This window comes from Flavobacterium sp. H4147, from assembly GCF_029360735.1.
Classification (GTDB): domain Bacteria; phylum Bacteroidota; class Bacteroidia; order Flavobacteriales; family Flavobacteriaceae; genus Flavobacterium; species Flavobacterium endoglycinae.
Map to the genome: position 1 here is coordinate 394,189 of NZ_JARKNB010000002.1, position 15,823 is coordinate 410,011.

At 35.3% G+C, this 15,823-nt stretch carries 9 protein-coding genes; 7 read left to right on the forward strand and 2 right to left on the reverse strand.

Going from position 1 to position 15,823, the window contains the following annotated elements:
* Positions 1-49 precede the first annotated feature (49 nt).
* Positions 50-1,180 carry a glycosyltransferase gene (locus tag P2W75_RS09510; protein ID WP_276380192.1) on the forward strand — a complete coding sequence of 377 codons (1,131 nt, stop codon included), beginning with the start codon at positions 50-52 and terminating at the stop codon, positions 1,178-1,180.
* A gap of 89 nt (positions 1,181-1,269) precedes the next feature.
* On the opposite strand, the gene P2W75_RS09515 is transcribed toward P2W75_RS09510, so the two are convergent.
* Positions 1,270-1,899 (reverse strand): ferritin-like domain-containing protein, encoded by a 630-nt coding sequence (locus tag P2W75_RS09515; protein ID WP_276380193.1) that lies wholly within the window; start codon positions 1,897-1,899, stop codon positions 1,270-1,272.
* A gap of 210 nt (positions 1,900-2,109) precedes the next feature.
* Here P2W75_RS09515 and P2W75_RS09520 point away from each other — a divergent pair, with 210 nt between their 5' ends.
* From P2W75_RS09520 to P2W75_RS09530, 3 genes are all read left to right on the forward strand, one after another.
* Positions 2,110-2,487: an STAS/SEC14 domain-containing protein gene (locus tag P2W75_RS09520; RefSeq protein ID WP_276380194.1), complete on the forward strand. Its 378-nt coding sequence runs from the start codon at positions 2,110-2,112 to the stop codon at positions 2,485-2,487.
* 223 nt (positions 2,488-2,710) lie between these two features.
* Positions 2,711-3,067, forward strand: coding sequence for a hypothetical protein (locus tag P2W75_RS09525; protein WP_276380196.1), 357 nt, complete (start codon positions 2,711-2,713; stop codon positions 3,065-3,067).
* Between the two features lie 135 nt (positions 3,068-3,202).
* Positions 3,203-3,952 (forward strand): DUF72 domain-containing protein, encoded by a 750-nt coding sequence (locus tag P2W75_RS09530; RefSeq protein WP_276380197.1) that lies wholly within the window; start codon positions 3,203-3,205, stop codon positions 3,950-3,952.
* A 2-nt stretch (positions 3,953-3,954) separates the two neighbouring features.
* On the opposite strand, the gene P2W75_RS09535 is transcribed toward P2W75_RS09530, so the two are convergent.
* The gene (locus P2W75_RS09535; RefSeq protein WP_276380198.1) at positions 3,955-8,004 is read right to left on the reverse strand and encodes a PAS domain S-box protein; all 4,050 of its coding nucleotides are present in this window, start codon (positions 8,002-8,004) and stop codon (positions 3,955-3,957) included.
* A gap of 528 nt (positions 8,005-8,532) precedes the next feature.
* Between P2W75_RS09535 and P2W75_RS09540 the strand changes: the two genes are divergently transcribed.
* The 3 genes from P2W75_RS09540 to P2W75_RS09550 all read left to right on the forward strand — a co-directional run bounded on the left by P2W75_RS09540 (position 8,533) and on the right by P2W75_RS09550 (position 15,820).
* Positions 8,533-13,119, forward strand: a complete 4,587-nt coding sequence (locus tag P2W75_RS09540) for a molybdopterin cofactor-binding domain-containing protein (RefSeq protein ID WP_276380199.1) — start codon at positions 8,533-8,535, stop codon at positions 13,117-13,119.
* Positions 13,120-13,147: 28 nt separating this feature from the next.
* Positions 13,148-14,581, forward strand: a complete 1,434-nt coding sequence (locus tag P2W75_RS09545; protein ID WP_276380200.1) for a hypothetical protein — start codon at positions 13,148-13,150, stop codon at positions 14,579-14,581.
* Between the two features lie 240 nt (positions 14,582-14,821).
* On the forward strand, positions 14,822-15,820 hold the full coding sequence (locus P2W75_RS09550; protein WP_276380201.1) for an aldo/keto reductase: 999 nt from the start codon (positions 14,822-14,824) through the stop codon (positions 15,818-15,820).
* Positions 15,821-15,823 lie beyond the last annotated feature (3 nt).

Sequence of the window (15,823 nt, forward strand, 5' to 3'; positions counted from 1 at the left end):
TTTTATTTATATTCATTACAATTCACTAACTAACATATTAAATCGAATTATGGACAGCAATTTAACAGTAAAAATAAATCCTCATGTAGAAACGGCTTTATTAGGAGATCAAGCGCAGCAATATGACATGATTGTTTTCAGTAATATCGAATGGCAATGCGTTTATCAACGTCCGCAGCACATTGTAAATCGTATGGCAGAAACTATGAAAATTCTTTACATTGAAGAACCTTCATACAATAGCAAAATTAAAAAAGCGGGGAATTTAACGGTTATAAAAGAAAGACTTCATGTGCTGAAACCGAATGTTGGCAGCATAGAATCTATAGCAGAAATTCTGCCTTTATACATTAAAAACACACATATTCCAATGGGATGGTTTTATGATCCAGCTTTTTGTCCGTTATTAGAATCATTCCAATTTGATACAATTGTATACGATTGTATGAACGAACTTTCTACAGTAAAAAATGCAGACAAACAGTTAATTGATCAGGAAAAATATTTAATGGCAAATGCCGATATTGTATTTACTAACGGCGAATCATTATATGAATTGAAAAAACAAATTCATAATAATGTACATTATTTTCCAAGTTCTGTAGACGAACGTCATTTTTCAAAAGCACTGCAGAACATTTCTATTCCTTCTGATATTGGCGACATCCCTTCTCCTATCGCAGGATTTTATGGAACCATTGATGACAGACTCGATTTGAATCTTTTAAAACAGACCGCTCAGAAACTTCCTGATGTTTCATTTGTTATGATTGGTCCTGTACGAAAAATTGAAGAATCGACTTTGCCGCAAGCTTCAAACATTTATTACTTAGGTGCCAAATGTTATGACGAGCTCCCTCATTATTTAAAAGCTTTTGATATTGCAATGATGCCTTTTGTACTAAATGACACAACAAAATACATCAATCCTGCCAAAACTTTAGAATATATGGCCGCAAGAAAACCCATCATTTCTACAAAAATCGTCGATATAGCACGTAATTGTAATAATTGTATCACCTTAATTGAAACAGCAGAGGAATTTAAAAAAGCAATTCAGGATTTAGCTAATAAAGATTTAAAAAATCTTGAATCAGATTATAGAAAAGTATTAGATACTACTTCTTGGGAAACGACAGTAAATCAAATGAAATCTATTATTAAATTCTTTGCCAAATAATTTAAAGCATTTGATTTATTGACTTAAATAAAAAACCTGTAATCAAAATGAATGATTACAGGTTTTTTACTTTAAAGAAAGCTAACAAATTATTCTTCATCTTGCTGATCTTCTTCAGATGCATCAAAATTGATAGTATTGTAAGCCGCTTCCGTTAAAATAGTATCAGCTTCTTTTTCTTCTTCTAAAGTTTGCTGTAATAAAGCTGCAGCTTCTTCTTCCTCTAAAGTTAAAGCAAATGCGGCAAGTGTCCCGTAAGAAGCAATTTCATAATGTTCAATTTTTTGCGAAGCACTAATAATTCCTGCATCACGTACTGGTCCTTGCTGTGTTTCTTCCATAATACTTTCGCCTTCTTTTATAAGACCTTCCATAGCATCGCATTTTTTTGCCGCTGCTTTTTCTCCTAAAATTTCAAAAACTTGCTCTAGTCTTTCTACTTGACCTTCAGTAACCGTTAAGTGCTCGTTAATAGCAGTGATTAGATTTTCTGAAGTTGCATTTTTAGCCATTTTTGGAAGTGCTTTCGTTAATGCTTTTTCAGCCCAGTAAATATCTTTTAAAGAATCTATAAATAATTCTCTTAAACCTTCTGCAGCATCGGATTTAGCTTTTACAGTTTGTCCCTTTTGTGTTTGTTTGGCAGAAGTTTGTTTTGAAGAAGCTTGTTTTGCAGGAGCCTTTTTTGTACTTGTTTTTTTAGTTTCTGTAGTTTTCATAATAGTATTTTTTTTTAAATAATTAAACTGTTCCAAATTTAGATTCCTAATTCCATTCATTCTTACAAAATTGGAATTGATATTTACAAAATAATCACTCATAACCATTTGTTTATGAGATAGATATTCTATAAAAAAGGATTATTGATTTATAAAATCTTTTTGTAGAAGTCTCTCTAACTTTATTAAGAATAGAAAAATGCAATACTTATGATACAGATAATTGATGCTCCGGCGAATACTGCCGCTTTTAGAGCTGTTGGAGAAGTAACAGCCGACGATTATAAAAATGTTCTCGTACCTGAGGTAACAAAACTTGCAGAAAAAATCAATGAAATAAATTTTCTGTTTTTAATCGATACCGAAATTAAAAATTTTACTGCTGCAGCCTGGATGGAAGATGCTTTGCTAGGTTTAAAAAATCTTGGAAAATGGAATCGTGCTGCGATCGTAACTGATTCTGAAAAAGCAATTTCATTTACGAATAGTTTCAGTTATTTCGTTCCAGGCGAGTTTAAGGGTTTTAAAAAAGACGCATTTCAACAAGCTTTAAATTGGGTAGAAACAGGAAAAAAGGAAATACTATAAAACAACAAGCTGTAAATTATGTAATTACAGTAAGTATGTAGTATAAATTTTAAATAGAAGAGCGACTTACTTTTACCCCATAACAACTTAAAAACTATTATTATGAAAACTTCAAATGCTGCAAAAGGTTCTGAAAGTACTAAAGAAACTGATAAAAAAAGCACTAAAAAAAGTACCACAAAAACTTCTGATTCTAAAAAAGGAACAACTAAAAAATAAAGATATGAATTTAGATAACAGAGAAAATTACAGTCCGGAAGACCAATATTTTCAAGATGACGAAACACGATATGAAGACGATCACCAATATGATGATATTGACATTGATGCACCGCCTTCAGATCATTCCATAAGCGATAATGCAGAGCCTGATTACGGCAATGACTTTGATCAAAATGAAATCAACAATCCTACAATCGATAATGAAAATCCGGGAGGTGACGCATTCGATGAAGAATTTGATGATGATGATAATGATGAACTCGAAGAAGAGGAAAGTTACAACACCGATGAAGATCTGAATCGGAAAGATTTTAATGAAAACGACGAATCTGGTACAGATCCTAATCGAAACAGATAAAAAGAAACCCGTTTGAAGAATCTTCAAACGGGTTTTTAAATTATTTTAACTAGTGACAATCCTATAATGATATCAAATTGATTTGTAAAATTTTCGACTTGATATTTTTTAATTTCAAGATATAATTTGAATATCATGAAAAATCACTTTATACATATAGGAACTTCTGGATGGGCTTACAAACATTGGCGTAATACATTTTATCCTGAAAACGTAAAAGTAAAAGATCAATTTTCTTATTACATCGATAACTTCAATTCTGTAGAAATTAATAATACTTTTTACGGAATGCCATCAGATGCAACATTTCAAAATTGGGAAAGTCAAGTACCTGAAGATTTTGTGTACGTGATAAAAGCAAACCGTTTTATTACACATATGAAAAAACTTCATGATCCAGAAGACAGTATGCTGATTTTCATGGAGAAAGTTAAATTTTTAGAGAAAAAACTAGGTGCTGTTTTATTTCAGCTTCCTCCTTCTCTAAAAGTCGATTTAAGACTTCTCGAAGATTTTTTAATGGCTCTTTCTCCCAAAAACCGATATGTATTTGAATTTCGCAATTCGAGCTGGTATCTGCCCGAAGTGTATCAGCTTTTAGAAAAATACAATTGTGCATTTTGTATTTATGAATTAGCCGGTCATATTTCACCTATAAAAGTTACCGCTGATTTTGTTTATGTCCGCCTGCATGGTCCTACTTCTGTTAAATATCAAGGAAGTTATTCTGATGAAACTTTAAAAGAATGGGCAGATCAATGTATAAAATGGTTAGAAACCAAAGATGTTTTTATATTTTTCGATAATGATGAAAAAGGATATGCCGCTTTTAATGCATTACACCTAAAAAAAACAATCGAAATCATGCAGCATAGTGAAAAATAAATTTAGATCATAACTGGCAGAAAAACATGAAACGAACTGCCTTTATCTGGTTCTGATTCTGCATGCAAAACTCCTTGATGATTCATAACAATTCTTCGGCATAATGCCAGACCAATTCCAGATCCTGGATATATATTTTGCGGATGGAGGCGTTTAAAAATTTCAAAAATCTGATTTTCAAAACTTTTCTCGAAACCAATCCCATTATCTTTAAAAATTATGTGATGAAAATTAAACGGCTGGAGCGGACTGTTGGTAAAATCAGAAACAAATTCGGGACTTACTATTGATGAACTAATTGTAATTTCTGGAGTAACTTCTGGATTTGTAAACTTAAGAGAATTACTAACCAAGTTGTAAAACAATTGATTCATTTGTAAACCAGAAGCTTGTACAACTGGCAATTCCTTAATTTTAATTGACGCATTTTTCTCCTTAATCATAAGTTCAAAGTCAATCCATATATTTCCAATTACAGCATTTAAGTCTACTGGCTGATATATTTTTTCTGGCTGAATCAAACGCGAAAAAGTTAGCAAATCACCTATAAGCTGTCTCATACGTTCTGCAGAAGTTCCTATCTTTTTAATTATTTCTACAGAATTGAGTGATGAGCTTCCATTTTCCAGCATATCGGCAAAAAACCTGATTTTACGCAATGGTTCCTGCAAATCATGACTTGCTACATAGGCAAATTGAGCAAGTTCTTCGTTTGAGTGTTTGAGTGCGTAATTAGACTGTTCTAGTTCTTTATTTGTTTCTTTTAGTTTATAGAGTACACTTGCCAGTTCGCTGGTTCTTAACTTTACTTCATTTTCTAATGCTAACTGCATTTCTCTTTGAAGCGTAATATCTTTAGCAGTACCGCTAATTACAAGTGGTTTACCTTCTTCATTAAAATACGTCTGCCCCACAGAATGTATAATACGTTCCTGTCCGGTAATCCCATTAATAATTTTATATTCTGATTCGTATTTTCCTCCTGTTTCTTTGTTCTTAGCAGCAGCCAAAGCCTGAGCAACTCTTTCAAGATCAGATTCTTTAATTACCGATCTTGCTTCTTCAACTGGCATGGTAGTGTTTTTAAATCCAAATATTTCAGCATGACGTGATGAAACAGTGGTTACACCTGTAGCGACATCAATAGACCAAGTACCCATTTCGGCAATTTCTACTGCTGCACGCAGGGCTTCTTCTGCTTGTTCTATTTTTTTAATTGATGTAATTTCTTTGGTAACATCAGAACTTACATAAAGAACAGCATAAACATTATCAGCATCATCCAATAACGGTGTGAGACTTAAATTATAATATGTAGGCTGGTTATCTTTAAAATGAATACCAGGAATTCCGTCTGCATTAAAGTTTTCTCCAGTTCGATATACTCTTTCTACATCATTAATTAATTCCTTTGAATGAGCGTCTGTAAATACATCTCGAATTGACATTCCTTGTATAGAGTTCCCTTTATTGACATTTGCAATAAAAGGATGATTCGGATTTTCGATACGTAGATCTTCTCCGACAAAAAGACAAATGGACACTGGAGCAGCTTCGATAACCGTTAAAAGTTTCGATTCACTTTCTCTAAGCGCAATTTCTGTTTGTTTACTTTGTGTAATATCTGTTGCATGAACAATGAGTCCAATTACTTCTCCCTGTGCATTTTTGTGAGGAGTATACACTATACTGAGCCAGCGATCAACGCCCATTCTTGAAGGAGCAAACATTTCGTATCGTTCCTGCTCTCCGCCATAGGCTATAGTCAAATGCGGAAGAGTTTTAGCATACGCTGCTTCTCCAATGAATTCTCGTACTGTTTTACCAATTGCTTCTTGTTTACCAACTGAAAACCAATCCATAAAAACAGAATTATAAGAACAGTAACGCATTTCTTTATCTAAATAGAATATCATGGCTGGAACTGTATCTCGTAATAATTCAAGATGAGCCTCACTTTCTTCTTTTTCTTGCTGTGCTTTTACTTGAGCTGTTACATCAATTGCGATGTCCAATATGGCATAAATTTCCCCTTCATTATTATAAATCGGCGTATACGAGATATTATAGTAATTATTATTTAAAACCCCATTCTGATTTATTTTTACTAATGATGCTGGAGAAATAAATGGAATTCCTGTTTCAAAAATATCATCTAAAATTTTCAAATAAGCCTGCCCTTCTGTAATCAGTTCCGGCATTGCTTCTCTTAATGGAAGTCCCACAATGTTTGGTCCTTTACCCACAATGTCAATAAAAGTCTGATTTGGATTTTCAATGATCAAATCACGTCCTACAAACAACCCGATACCTGCTGGAGCTGCTGCAATAATGCTCTGCATCTTCGCTTCACTTTCCTCTACTTTTCGACGGCTTAGCACTTGATTGGTTACATCTGTAGCAATTACCAAAACAATATTAGGCTGGCCTTCCAGATTATGATGCAGCTGATAGGTTAAATCTACATAAACATATTCAAGTTTTCCATTTCGGAACAGTTCAACTTCGACTTCATTGGCTACATAAGCTTTACCAGAATTTATAACCTCTCTTAAAAGCCCATCAAATCCCTGTCCTTTTATTTCGGGAAGGGCTTCGAGCAGTGGCTTACCTATTATTTCTTTCTTTTCGCGTCCTACAAGCTCACAATAAAAAGCATTTGCACTTTGAAAAACAAGTTCTTCAGTAACAGTTAAAGTAGCAATACCAACGGGAGACTGCTCAAATATAGAGGCGAGCTGATTATGATTTTCTGCAATCTGATTTTGCGCTTTAACACTTATGGTAACATCTGAACAAATATGAAGAATGGCATAAACAGCATTATTTTCATCAAAAAGCGGTGTTAGGGAATAATCAAAATAATTCTTTTCGCCTGTTTTTTTATTTACAATTAAAGCACCAGAAGCTTTGTAAACGGAACCTGAAACATACACCTGTGTTAAACGTTCAAAAAACTCATTATTGGTAATATCGGAAAGAACGTCTGTTATTTTCTTTCCAATTATAGCATTGTCTTTTTTCCAGTAACCAAGCATTACATCATTGGCAAGATCTAGATAAAATTCTCTGCCTCGAAATAAAGCAGTCCCAACAGGTGCTTTGCCCACGAGGCTTTTAAAGCGATTTTCGCTGGCAATCAGTTTTTTTTCTTTTTCTTTCTGCTCTGTAATATCAATAGCAATTGCCGTTAAATATTTTCTATTTTCAGAATCAATAACGAGAGAAACACTATTATTGACCCAGATTTCATTTCCGTTTTTACACACATACCGTTTTGTCATCAAAAAATCATTCCCATTCACAATACAGTCTTGCAGTAAAATCTTATTTTGTTCTAAATCATCAGGATGTGTAAGTTCTCCTAAATTCATTTTTAGAATCTCTTCACGGCTATAACCAAGCATCTGGCAGTAACGTTCATTAACTTCAATAATACGGCCTTCTATATTCGCCTGTGCGATTCCAGCATTAGACTGCATTAATACGCTGTTTAGCTGTGATCTAGCGCTGCTGGATTGTATAAGCGCCGGTATAGCTGCAGAACTTTCGATGCAGGTTACAAAAAAACCTTTTGTGGCTCCTTTTTTATCAAATACAGCCCTATAACTAAGAGTTAAATAGACATCTTTTACAATAGCATTTTGAATGAGCGATGTGGTAATATTGTCTTCATATTTCGCTATTTTACTAGCTGCCATAGTATTCAATGTAGAAGCAGCCGTTTTCCATTCTGAGTGCAGCACCTCATTTACAGGGCTGCCTAAAATATCAGAATCAACAACGAAATTTTTTAAGAAGGGACGAAAGGAATCATTGTAAAAAAAATAATGTTCATCGCTCCATACCAAAAATGAAGGAACAGAAGAACCAAGCAGAATACTTAGCGAAGAACAAAGATTTTCGCTCCAAAATTCAATAGATCCAAGAGTTGTATTGTGCCATTTGAAATCATTAATAAGTCTACCTAAATCACCACCCGTTTTTAAAAATGTATACTTATAATCTGTAATATCTAATGACTCCACCGTACTGCTATTTATTAAATTCAATGGAAAGGTAGTGTTTATTTAATAAGCAGCCTAATTCTTAAAAATTAAAACGCTTAATTAAAGAAAATATCACGAGGAAATTATAGAAAAAAAAGATAGTTTATGTGATCTATATATAGTTTTTATTTGAGTTTGAACAAATGTAATTTCTAATTACTTCCCTTATGTTCAGGAACATATTTTTTATTAGAGTTATTCTTAAAACAGGTATTAGTACTTGGTTTCCATTTAAAACACCATATTATATTTGTTATTATTTAACAATCAAATATTTACGGAATCCAGCAATGCTGGTTCAATAAAGCAACGGTTTTAAATAAGTTTAGATATAATACTTCTGAATAAAAACAGATTAATTACATCTTAGTTTCTATATCCCCTTACCAATTAATTATTTAAAATCTCAATCAAAAAACGGTGATATAAATAATTAAACTATAAGCCCATAAATAGCTATTTCAGTATTACAAGTTTTTCAATTCTATTACACTTTCAAAAAACAAAAGAATAAAAACCAAATCTATTGCTATGAAAAATACTGTACATTTTTTTCTAAATGGAAAACCTACCACCATAGAAAATCCTTCACCAGATTTGCTATTAATTGATTATTTGAGATCTCCAAATGTTGGTCTTTGCGGACCCAAAAAACCATGCGGACAAGGAGGCTGCGGCGGTTGTACGGTTATTTTATCTGAATGGGATGATAAAGAACAAAAAGCCAATCACTTAGCGATAAACTCTTGCCTTAGACCCGTTTGTGCAATAGGCGGACTTTCGGTTACCACTATCGAAGGAACTGGTGCCGCTCGTAAACCCGATCCTAAACATTTAGTGCAAAAATCCAGTTCGACACGTACTAATGTTACGCTTGACGAAGACGACTCTCCAGTACTCGATGAAGCCAAAAAAGAAGCCGAAAACAAACGTATTGCTGTTCAAGAAGCTATTGCCAAAAGTACTCAAAGCGGAACTTCTGTTGCTGAAGTAAAAATCGTAGAAGAAATCGCTGAATTTCCATCCGAAGAAACACATTCAGGTATAAATCCCGTGGCCTATCAATTGGCATTAAACAATGGAAGCCAGTGCGGTTACTGCAGTGTAGGATTTGTAATGAACATGTCTGAATTCATACACAATAATCCAAAGGCAACTAAAAAAGAAATAGAACAGGCATTTGATGGAAATTTATGCCGTTGTACAGGTTATCGCTCCATACTTACGGGAATGAAAACTTTTGCTTCTGACTGGAGTAAAACTGATGAAATAAAGAAAATGGATTGTAAATTAGATCCTGTCAGTAAAGCTCAGCTTCCTGGCAATCTAGAAATTCCCTTTCCTATTGAAGCTCAACAGCCAGCTTCTGGAGTTTCCACTAATCGATGGGCAACTCCTGCTACATTATCGGAATTAGCTGAAATTCTAAAAAATAACGAAAATATCCGTCTGGTTCATGCTAACACTTCTTACGGAATTTACAAAAATGAATATTTGGACACCACATTTTATGTTGACATTCGATTTATTAAAGAACTCAATATCAAGAACGAAATAACAAATGGACATCTTGAATTTTCAGCCAGCTGTACCTATACTGATTTAATAAAATTGCTTTCTGAAGGTATTGACAAAGCCAAACACAACACTAAAAAAACATCAAAATCTGATATTACTACTTTAGAAGCATTAGATTATATGGCACGCAGAACCGCCGGCCGTATCGTTCGTAATGCTGCTACAATTGGAGGTAATACGATGTTGGTATTAAAACACATTCCCATACATACGGGAGAACCTTTTCCATCTGATCTTTTTACGGTTTTATTTGCGGTAGAAGCAAAAATTACTTATCTCTTATTAGAAAAAAATGGCCAATTCAAAGAATATATACAAACAGCCCAAGAACTTGTTGAAGCAGTCAAAATTGATCCGAAACTGGCCGATAATATTGTTCTAAAATCGTATGAAGTTTCATTAAGAGACAGCAATGATATTGTATTTGCACAAAAAGTCGCACTTCGTGAAGTGAACGCTCACAGTATTGTAAATGCTACTACTAATTTTAATATAAACGATGAATCCATCGTAAAATCGGCAATAATTACATTTGGTGGTATTGCTCCGTATCCGTGGAGAGCAGCAGAGACTGAAAAAGCAATGAAAAATGAAAAGGTAACATTAAAAAATATCGATACGCTCTTAAAAATTCTGTCAAAAGAAGTCTATAATGAACTTATTGCACAGGAAGAACGCATGAAAGAAGTTCCAAATGAAGGTTTTACTTTAGAATACCGCACACAATTAGCCGTTTCATTTTTTTACAAATCAGTTGTAAATGCTCTAACAGTTAAAGGGATTTCAATTCCTAAAAACCTTCTTTCAATTGCAGATAATAAATGGGGAAATTGGCCTGTGAGTGATGGGATCCAAAATTACAAACCCCAAGATTATAAAGCGCCTGTTGCACAGCCTTATATCAAAGTCACAGCGATGTACCAAACATCAGGACAAACTCATTACACGCACGAACTTCCAGTGCCGCCGCTTACTTTAAATGGAGCATTTGTCCAAAGTCAGAGAGCGCTTATGAATTATTCTTTTGCTGTCTATGAAAAGAATGCGACAATTGCAGAATTACGAGCACATTTAAAAGATAAATTTCCCGCTTTTACAGATATCATCACTTACGAAAATATTAAAAACGGAGGTCGTAATTACCAAGGAATGGGAAATGACCAGCCGCTTTTTGCAGAACAATTAGTAAGTTATGTAGGCCAATCTATTGCTATGATATTGGCTTCAAATGAACAGGAAGCCATCAAAATTGCGGCATATGTTTCTGAAAAATGCGTACAATACACCAAACCAGGAACTCCGTGGACGGGAGAATGGAGCGAACCTATTATAGATTTATTAGATGCTATTAAAAAAGGAAGTATTTTTCCAGATGCACCTGTCTCCGCTTCTTTTGCCTCTCATATTTGGAAAATAACCCGCCCCGGAAGTCAATTTGACTGGGTGAAAAAACATCAGCCAACGGCGCCTAAAACACTCATCCGAGAAGAAGAAATAACGGCTCGAAAAGAAAATGTAGACAATATTCCTTGCACAGTTGTTACTGCTTCACAGCTTTGTGGCGGGCAAGCACATTTTTATATGGAACCACAAGCCTGTATTGTAACTCCAATTGATGAAGGACGCATGAAAGTGCAGCCCTCAGTTCAAAGTCCTGCAGCTATGCACGATACAGTTGCCTTATCATTAGGAATGTACCATCATCAAATTGAAGTAAAGGTTCCACCTGTTGGAGGCGGATTTGGAGGAAAAACCGAACAAACCCGTTTTGTTGCCGGACCAACTGCAGTAGCGGCAAAAGCGACCAAAACTCCTGTTCGATTAGTAATTCCGCGTGATGAAGATACCGCCATGATAGGAAAACGTCATGCTTATTATGGTGAATATGAAATTGCTGTTGATACAGGACAATATAAACCAGAAAACAAGGGAATACTGCACGGTTTTCAACTAAAAATGTGGGGCGATGGCGGTGCCTTTTATGACTGTTCATTCATTGTTTCTAACTGCGTACAGCTTCGTACCGATAATGCTTATAAAATTCAAAATTTTGAAAGCCAAATCGACGTCTGCCGCACCAATACAGCTCCCAGCACTGCAATGCGTGCTTTTGGAGATGTACAAGGAAAGAATATTGTTGAAAATGCAATAGACGATGCAGCAGTTTCCATCGATATGAGACCAGAAGATTTACGTGAAAAAAACCTTTACGACCGTGGTGATGTGACTCCGTTTGGGCAGGCGCTTACTTATTGCTATATGAAACAAGTATGGGCTTACGCAAAGAAAGTTTCAAATTTTGAATCCAAATACGAAGAAGTTCAAAATTTCAACAAAGACAACAAATGGGTAAAAAGAGGAATTTCTATGATTCCTGTAAAATATGGTTCAGGATACAACTTACTTGCGTTAGAACAATCAGCCGCTATTGTAGTGGTAAACTCAAGTGACGGAACGGTGATAATCCATCAAGGAGGCGTTGAAATTGGGCAGGGTTTAGTAACTCAGGCACAACAAGTCGCTGCCTATGTCTTAGGAATCCCGATGGAAATGATTTTTATTGATAATGTCAATACAAGCGTAACCCCAAACCCTACCAGTACAGGAGGTTCTACCGGAACTCCGTATTCTTGTGAAGCCGTAAAACAAACCTGCGAAGACATGCGAGCAAGACTTATGGAATTTGGTTACCAAATGCTGAAGGAAAACGGAGAAGAATGGTGTAAAAATAAAAACATAGATTTTTGGAACTACGGTGCAGGCGAAAATAAAGGCTGGGCTAAAAGGGTTAAGAACAGCAGCGGAAATGAAATCATGATCTGGCAGCAGCTTGTCAATTTAGCAGCATCCCAGCGTGTTAATCTGATTGCTTCCTTTAATACGAAAATAAAAGGCGGTGAAGTACAAATTCCGGCTATGACATTTAAAACAGAAGCAGACCAACCTAATATTCCCGGTATAGAACGTACTAAAAATGCACATCTTGGCGGCGGGGTTGATTCATTTGTCGGTTTTACCTATTCGGTAGCGTGCTCTGTTACTGAAGTGGATATTCTTACTGGAGAAGTAAAAATCATCAGCTCTGACATTATTTATGATATGGGATGGAGTATGAATCCTGCTATTGACATCGGACAAATTGAAGGTGCTTTTGTTCAAGGTATCGGCTATCTTTTAACTGAAAAACTAGTATCAGAAACGGAGGGACCAAATATAGGACGCTTAAATTCAACCAATACCTGGCGCTATAAAATTCCTGCCGTAACCACTATTCCACTGGAAATGAATACGTTTCTTTTCCCTAGAGATGAAGATTCGGTAAAAAGCATTCCTGAAGATCCTAACCAAATATTTTCTGCAAAAGAAGTTGGCGAACCTCCTCTAGTTCTTGCGAACAGTGTCTTCTTTGCCATAAAAGATGCCATCCGTGCTTCGAGAAAAGAGCGAAACCTTTCCCCTCTTTTTCGCTTAGACGCCCCAGCTACCGTACAAGAAGTACGCAGAGCCTGTGAAATAACTGAAAAAAACCTAGTAGAATAATTAAACCAAAAACAAATTTCTAGATGTTATGAAACAATTTAAACCATTGCTGATAATAGCAATTTCCGCCCTGTTTGCTTCCTGCAATCAAAAAACTGAAGAAGAACCTACAGCAAAAAAGAGCAAAGCCTTAGCTGTATTAGAACAACAAAATTATGAAGAAAACGGCTTTCCCGATTTCGGTTATATGGTAAGTCCGCAGGAATACCGAGAAAAATATTCGGATCAGCCGATATTTCGTCTCAAAACAGATTTCCCAACCGAAATGCCTAAAGAAATGCCCAAATTTCTTGATATTGATTTCAAAAAAGAACCTTTAAAATATATAGAAGCTGTTCGCGATTATGGTTTTGAAGGAAACACAGAAGAGTGGAATCCATACAAAAATAAAGTTCGCGACTGGTATCATATTCCGTGGCTGCACCCAAGTGTTGAAGGACCAAATGCTTATCCGCCAAACGGAGGTACGGAAGGTTTTCATGGTCTTATTAAAGAAGCTCCTCTAGGACCTTATCAACTAGGGCCAGGACTTAAAGGTGTTGAGGGAGATTATTCCGTTTATGCCATTACTTTAATCAATGACAAAGCTGGTTATGCTATGGGCAAAATGTGGAAAGATCCACAAAATCCGAATATTAAAGTATTGGATAAACGATACGATGATGGCGGATTTCCAACAGGAACTGTGTTTGTAAAACTACTTTTTACTGACGCACCAAAAGGAACTGATTTCGTAGATTATCTGGTAAATCCATTAACGTGGAAAGCCTACATCACTGAAAATTTCTGGAAATCAGACAAAAGAGCTGTAGCTGATGTCCATCTTTTACAAATGGATATTTCGATACGAGACCCAAGAGCAGATAGAAGCGCAAGCAATCCAGAGGGAACCGGATGGGTATTTGGAACGTTTTGTTACAATGGTAAATTGAATAATAAAAACAAATTAATGAATCTGGTACCTGTTGGACTTACATGGGGTAATGATCCGGAAAATAGAATAAACAAAACATCTCCATATCCGCCAATCAAGACAGAAGTAAATAAAGACCTTAAAGAAACCGTGATTTTCGAAAGTCCAAATCTTCCACCGCAGCACCTTGGATGGAATGGCCGATTAGACGGACCTGCAGATTTGAACACTGTATCATGTATGTCATGTCATAATGCAGCTCAGTATCCGGCAGTAACTTCATTAGTTCCGCCAAATGCAGCTCCAGACGGTGGTAAAACTCCTCCTGTGGGTGGTGGCAGCGATGAGTGGATGAAATGGTTTCAAAACATAGACTGTGGCACTTCTATGAATCCAAATGTATATTCAACTGATTTCTCTTTTCAGGTTGCTATCGCTTTAGAAAACTTTTTTACCGCCAAAGAAGCTTCCGAAAAAGGAAAATTTGCTTCACAATATAAAGCTATCCATGTGCCTATACGCCGTGGAGATGTGGCGCCTAACAAATAATCGACATAAAAGAAGCAAAATACTGATGCCTATTCAAGTTTTTAAAATTTGAATAGGCATTATAGTATTAGGAAATCTTAAAACTAGATTCTTTTAGCACAGAAAAGCTAAAATCGGTGATATGGATATTTTAGATTTATGTTTTATTAAGACCTGTAATCTGCATACAAACTTCCGTAAACTGCAAACCTGAAACCATGATCTTATTTAGAAATTTGTATTCAAATAAAACTCTAAAAGATGAAACAGATTAAATTAGGAAATCAAGGATTAATCATTCCGCAAATTGGTTTGGGATGCATGGGAATGACCGGATTTGAAGAAGGAAATATGTACGGTCCGGCTGACGAAAAAGAAGCGATTTATACGATTCATCGTTCGCTAGAACTTGGAGGCAATTTTCTAGATACGGCAGATTTGTACGGGCCTTTAAAAAATGAGCAATTAATAGCAAAAGCTATTGGAAAAGAACGTGATAAATATATTTTAGCCACAAAATTCGGCTGGGAAATTGATGACAATGGAAAGGTAACTTGGGCCATCAATGGAAGTCGAAATTATATCAAAAAAGCGGTTGAACGTTCACTTAAAAATTTAAATACAGATTGTATTGATCTGTATTACATGCATCGTTTGGACAAAAATACCCCAATTGAAGAAACGGTAAGTGCAATGAGTGAACTTGTTAAGGAAGGAAAAGTGAAATACATTGGACTTTCGGAAGTGTCCTCTGAAACTATACAAAAAGCTCATAATGTTCATCCTATAACTGCTGTTCAAAGTGAATATTCTTTATTTGAAAGAACTGCAGAAGAAAGAGGTGTACTAAAAACATTGGAGGAATTAGGAATCGGTTTTGTTGCGTATTCGCCTTTAGGACGTGGTTTTTTATCAGGACAAATTCGTTCTATTGATGATCTTCCCGAAAATGATTTCCGCAGAGCTATTCCTCGTTTTCAGGAAAACTATTTTCATAAAAATATTGAACTGGTAAAAGCAGTTGAAAAAATTGCTGAAGAAAAAAATGTAACCTCATCCCAGCTGGCTTTGGCATGGATCATCAGCAAAGGAATTGTACCTATTCCGGGAACTAAGCGCAGAAAATATTTGGAACAAAATATTGCTTCCGCAAATATAGAATTGAGTCAATCTGATCTTTTAAAACTGGAAAGTATTGTACCTTTAGGAACAGATACTGGAGCTCCTTATGATGAGTTCAGTATGGGACTTTTAGATTAAACT

Bases quoted from the DNA above. Each gene is read 5' to 3' on its own strand.
- P2W75_RS09525 (WP_276380196.1), top strand. From the start codon at position 2,711: ATGAATTTAGATAACAGAGAAAATTACAGTCCGGAAGACCAATATTTT.
- P2W75_RS09510 (WP_276380192.1), top strand. From the start codon at position 50: ATGGACAGCAATTTAACAGTAAAAATAAATCCTCATGTAGAAACGGCT.
- P2W75_RS09540 (WP_276380199.1), top strand. From the start codon at position 8,533: ATGAAAAATACTGTACATTTTTTTCTAAATGGAAAACCTACCACCATA.
- P2W75_RS09520 (WP_276380194.1), top strand. From the start codon at position 2,110: ATGATACAGATAATTGATGCTCCGGCGAATACTGCCGCTTTTAGAGCT.
- P2W75_RS09530 (WP_276380197.1), top strand. From the start codon at position 3,203: ATGAAAAATCACTTTATACATATAGGAACTTCTGGATGGGCTTACAAA.
- P2W75_RS09545 (WP_276380200.1), top strand. From the start codon at position 13,148: ATGAAACAATTTAAACCATTGCTGATAATAGCAATTTCCGCCCTGTTT.
- P2W75_RS09550 (WP_276380201.1), top strand. From the start codon at position 14,822: ATGAAACAGATTAAATTAGGAAATCAAGGATTAATCATTCCGCAAATT.
- P2W75_RS09515 (WP_276380193.1), bottom strand. From the start codon at position 1,899: ATGAAAACTACAGAAACTAAAAAAACAAGTACAAAAAAGGCTCCTGCA.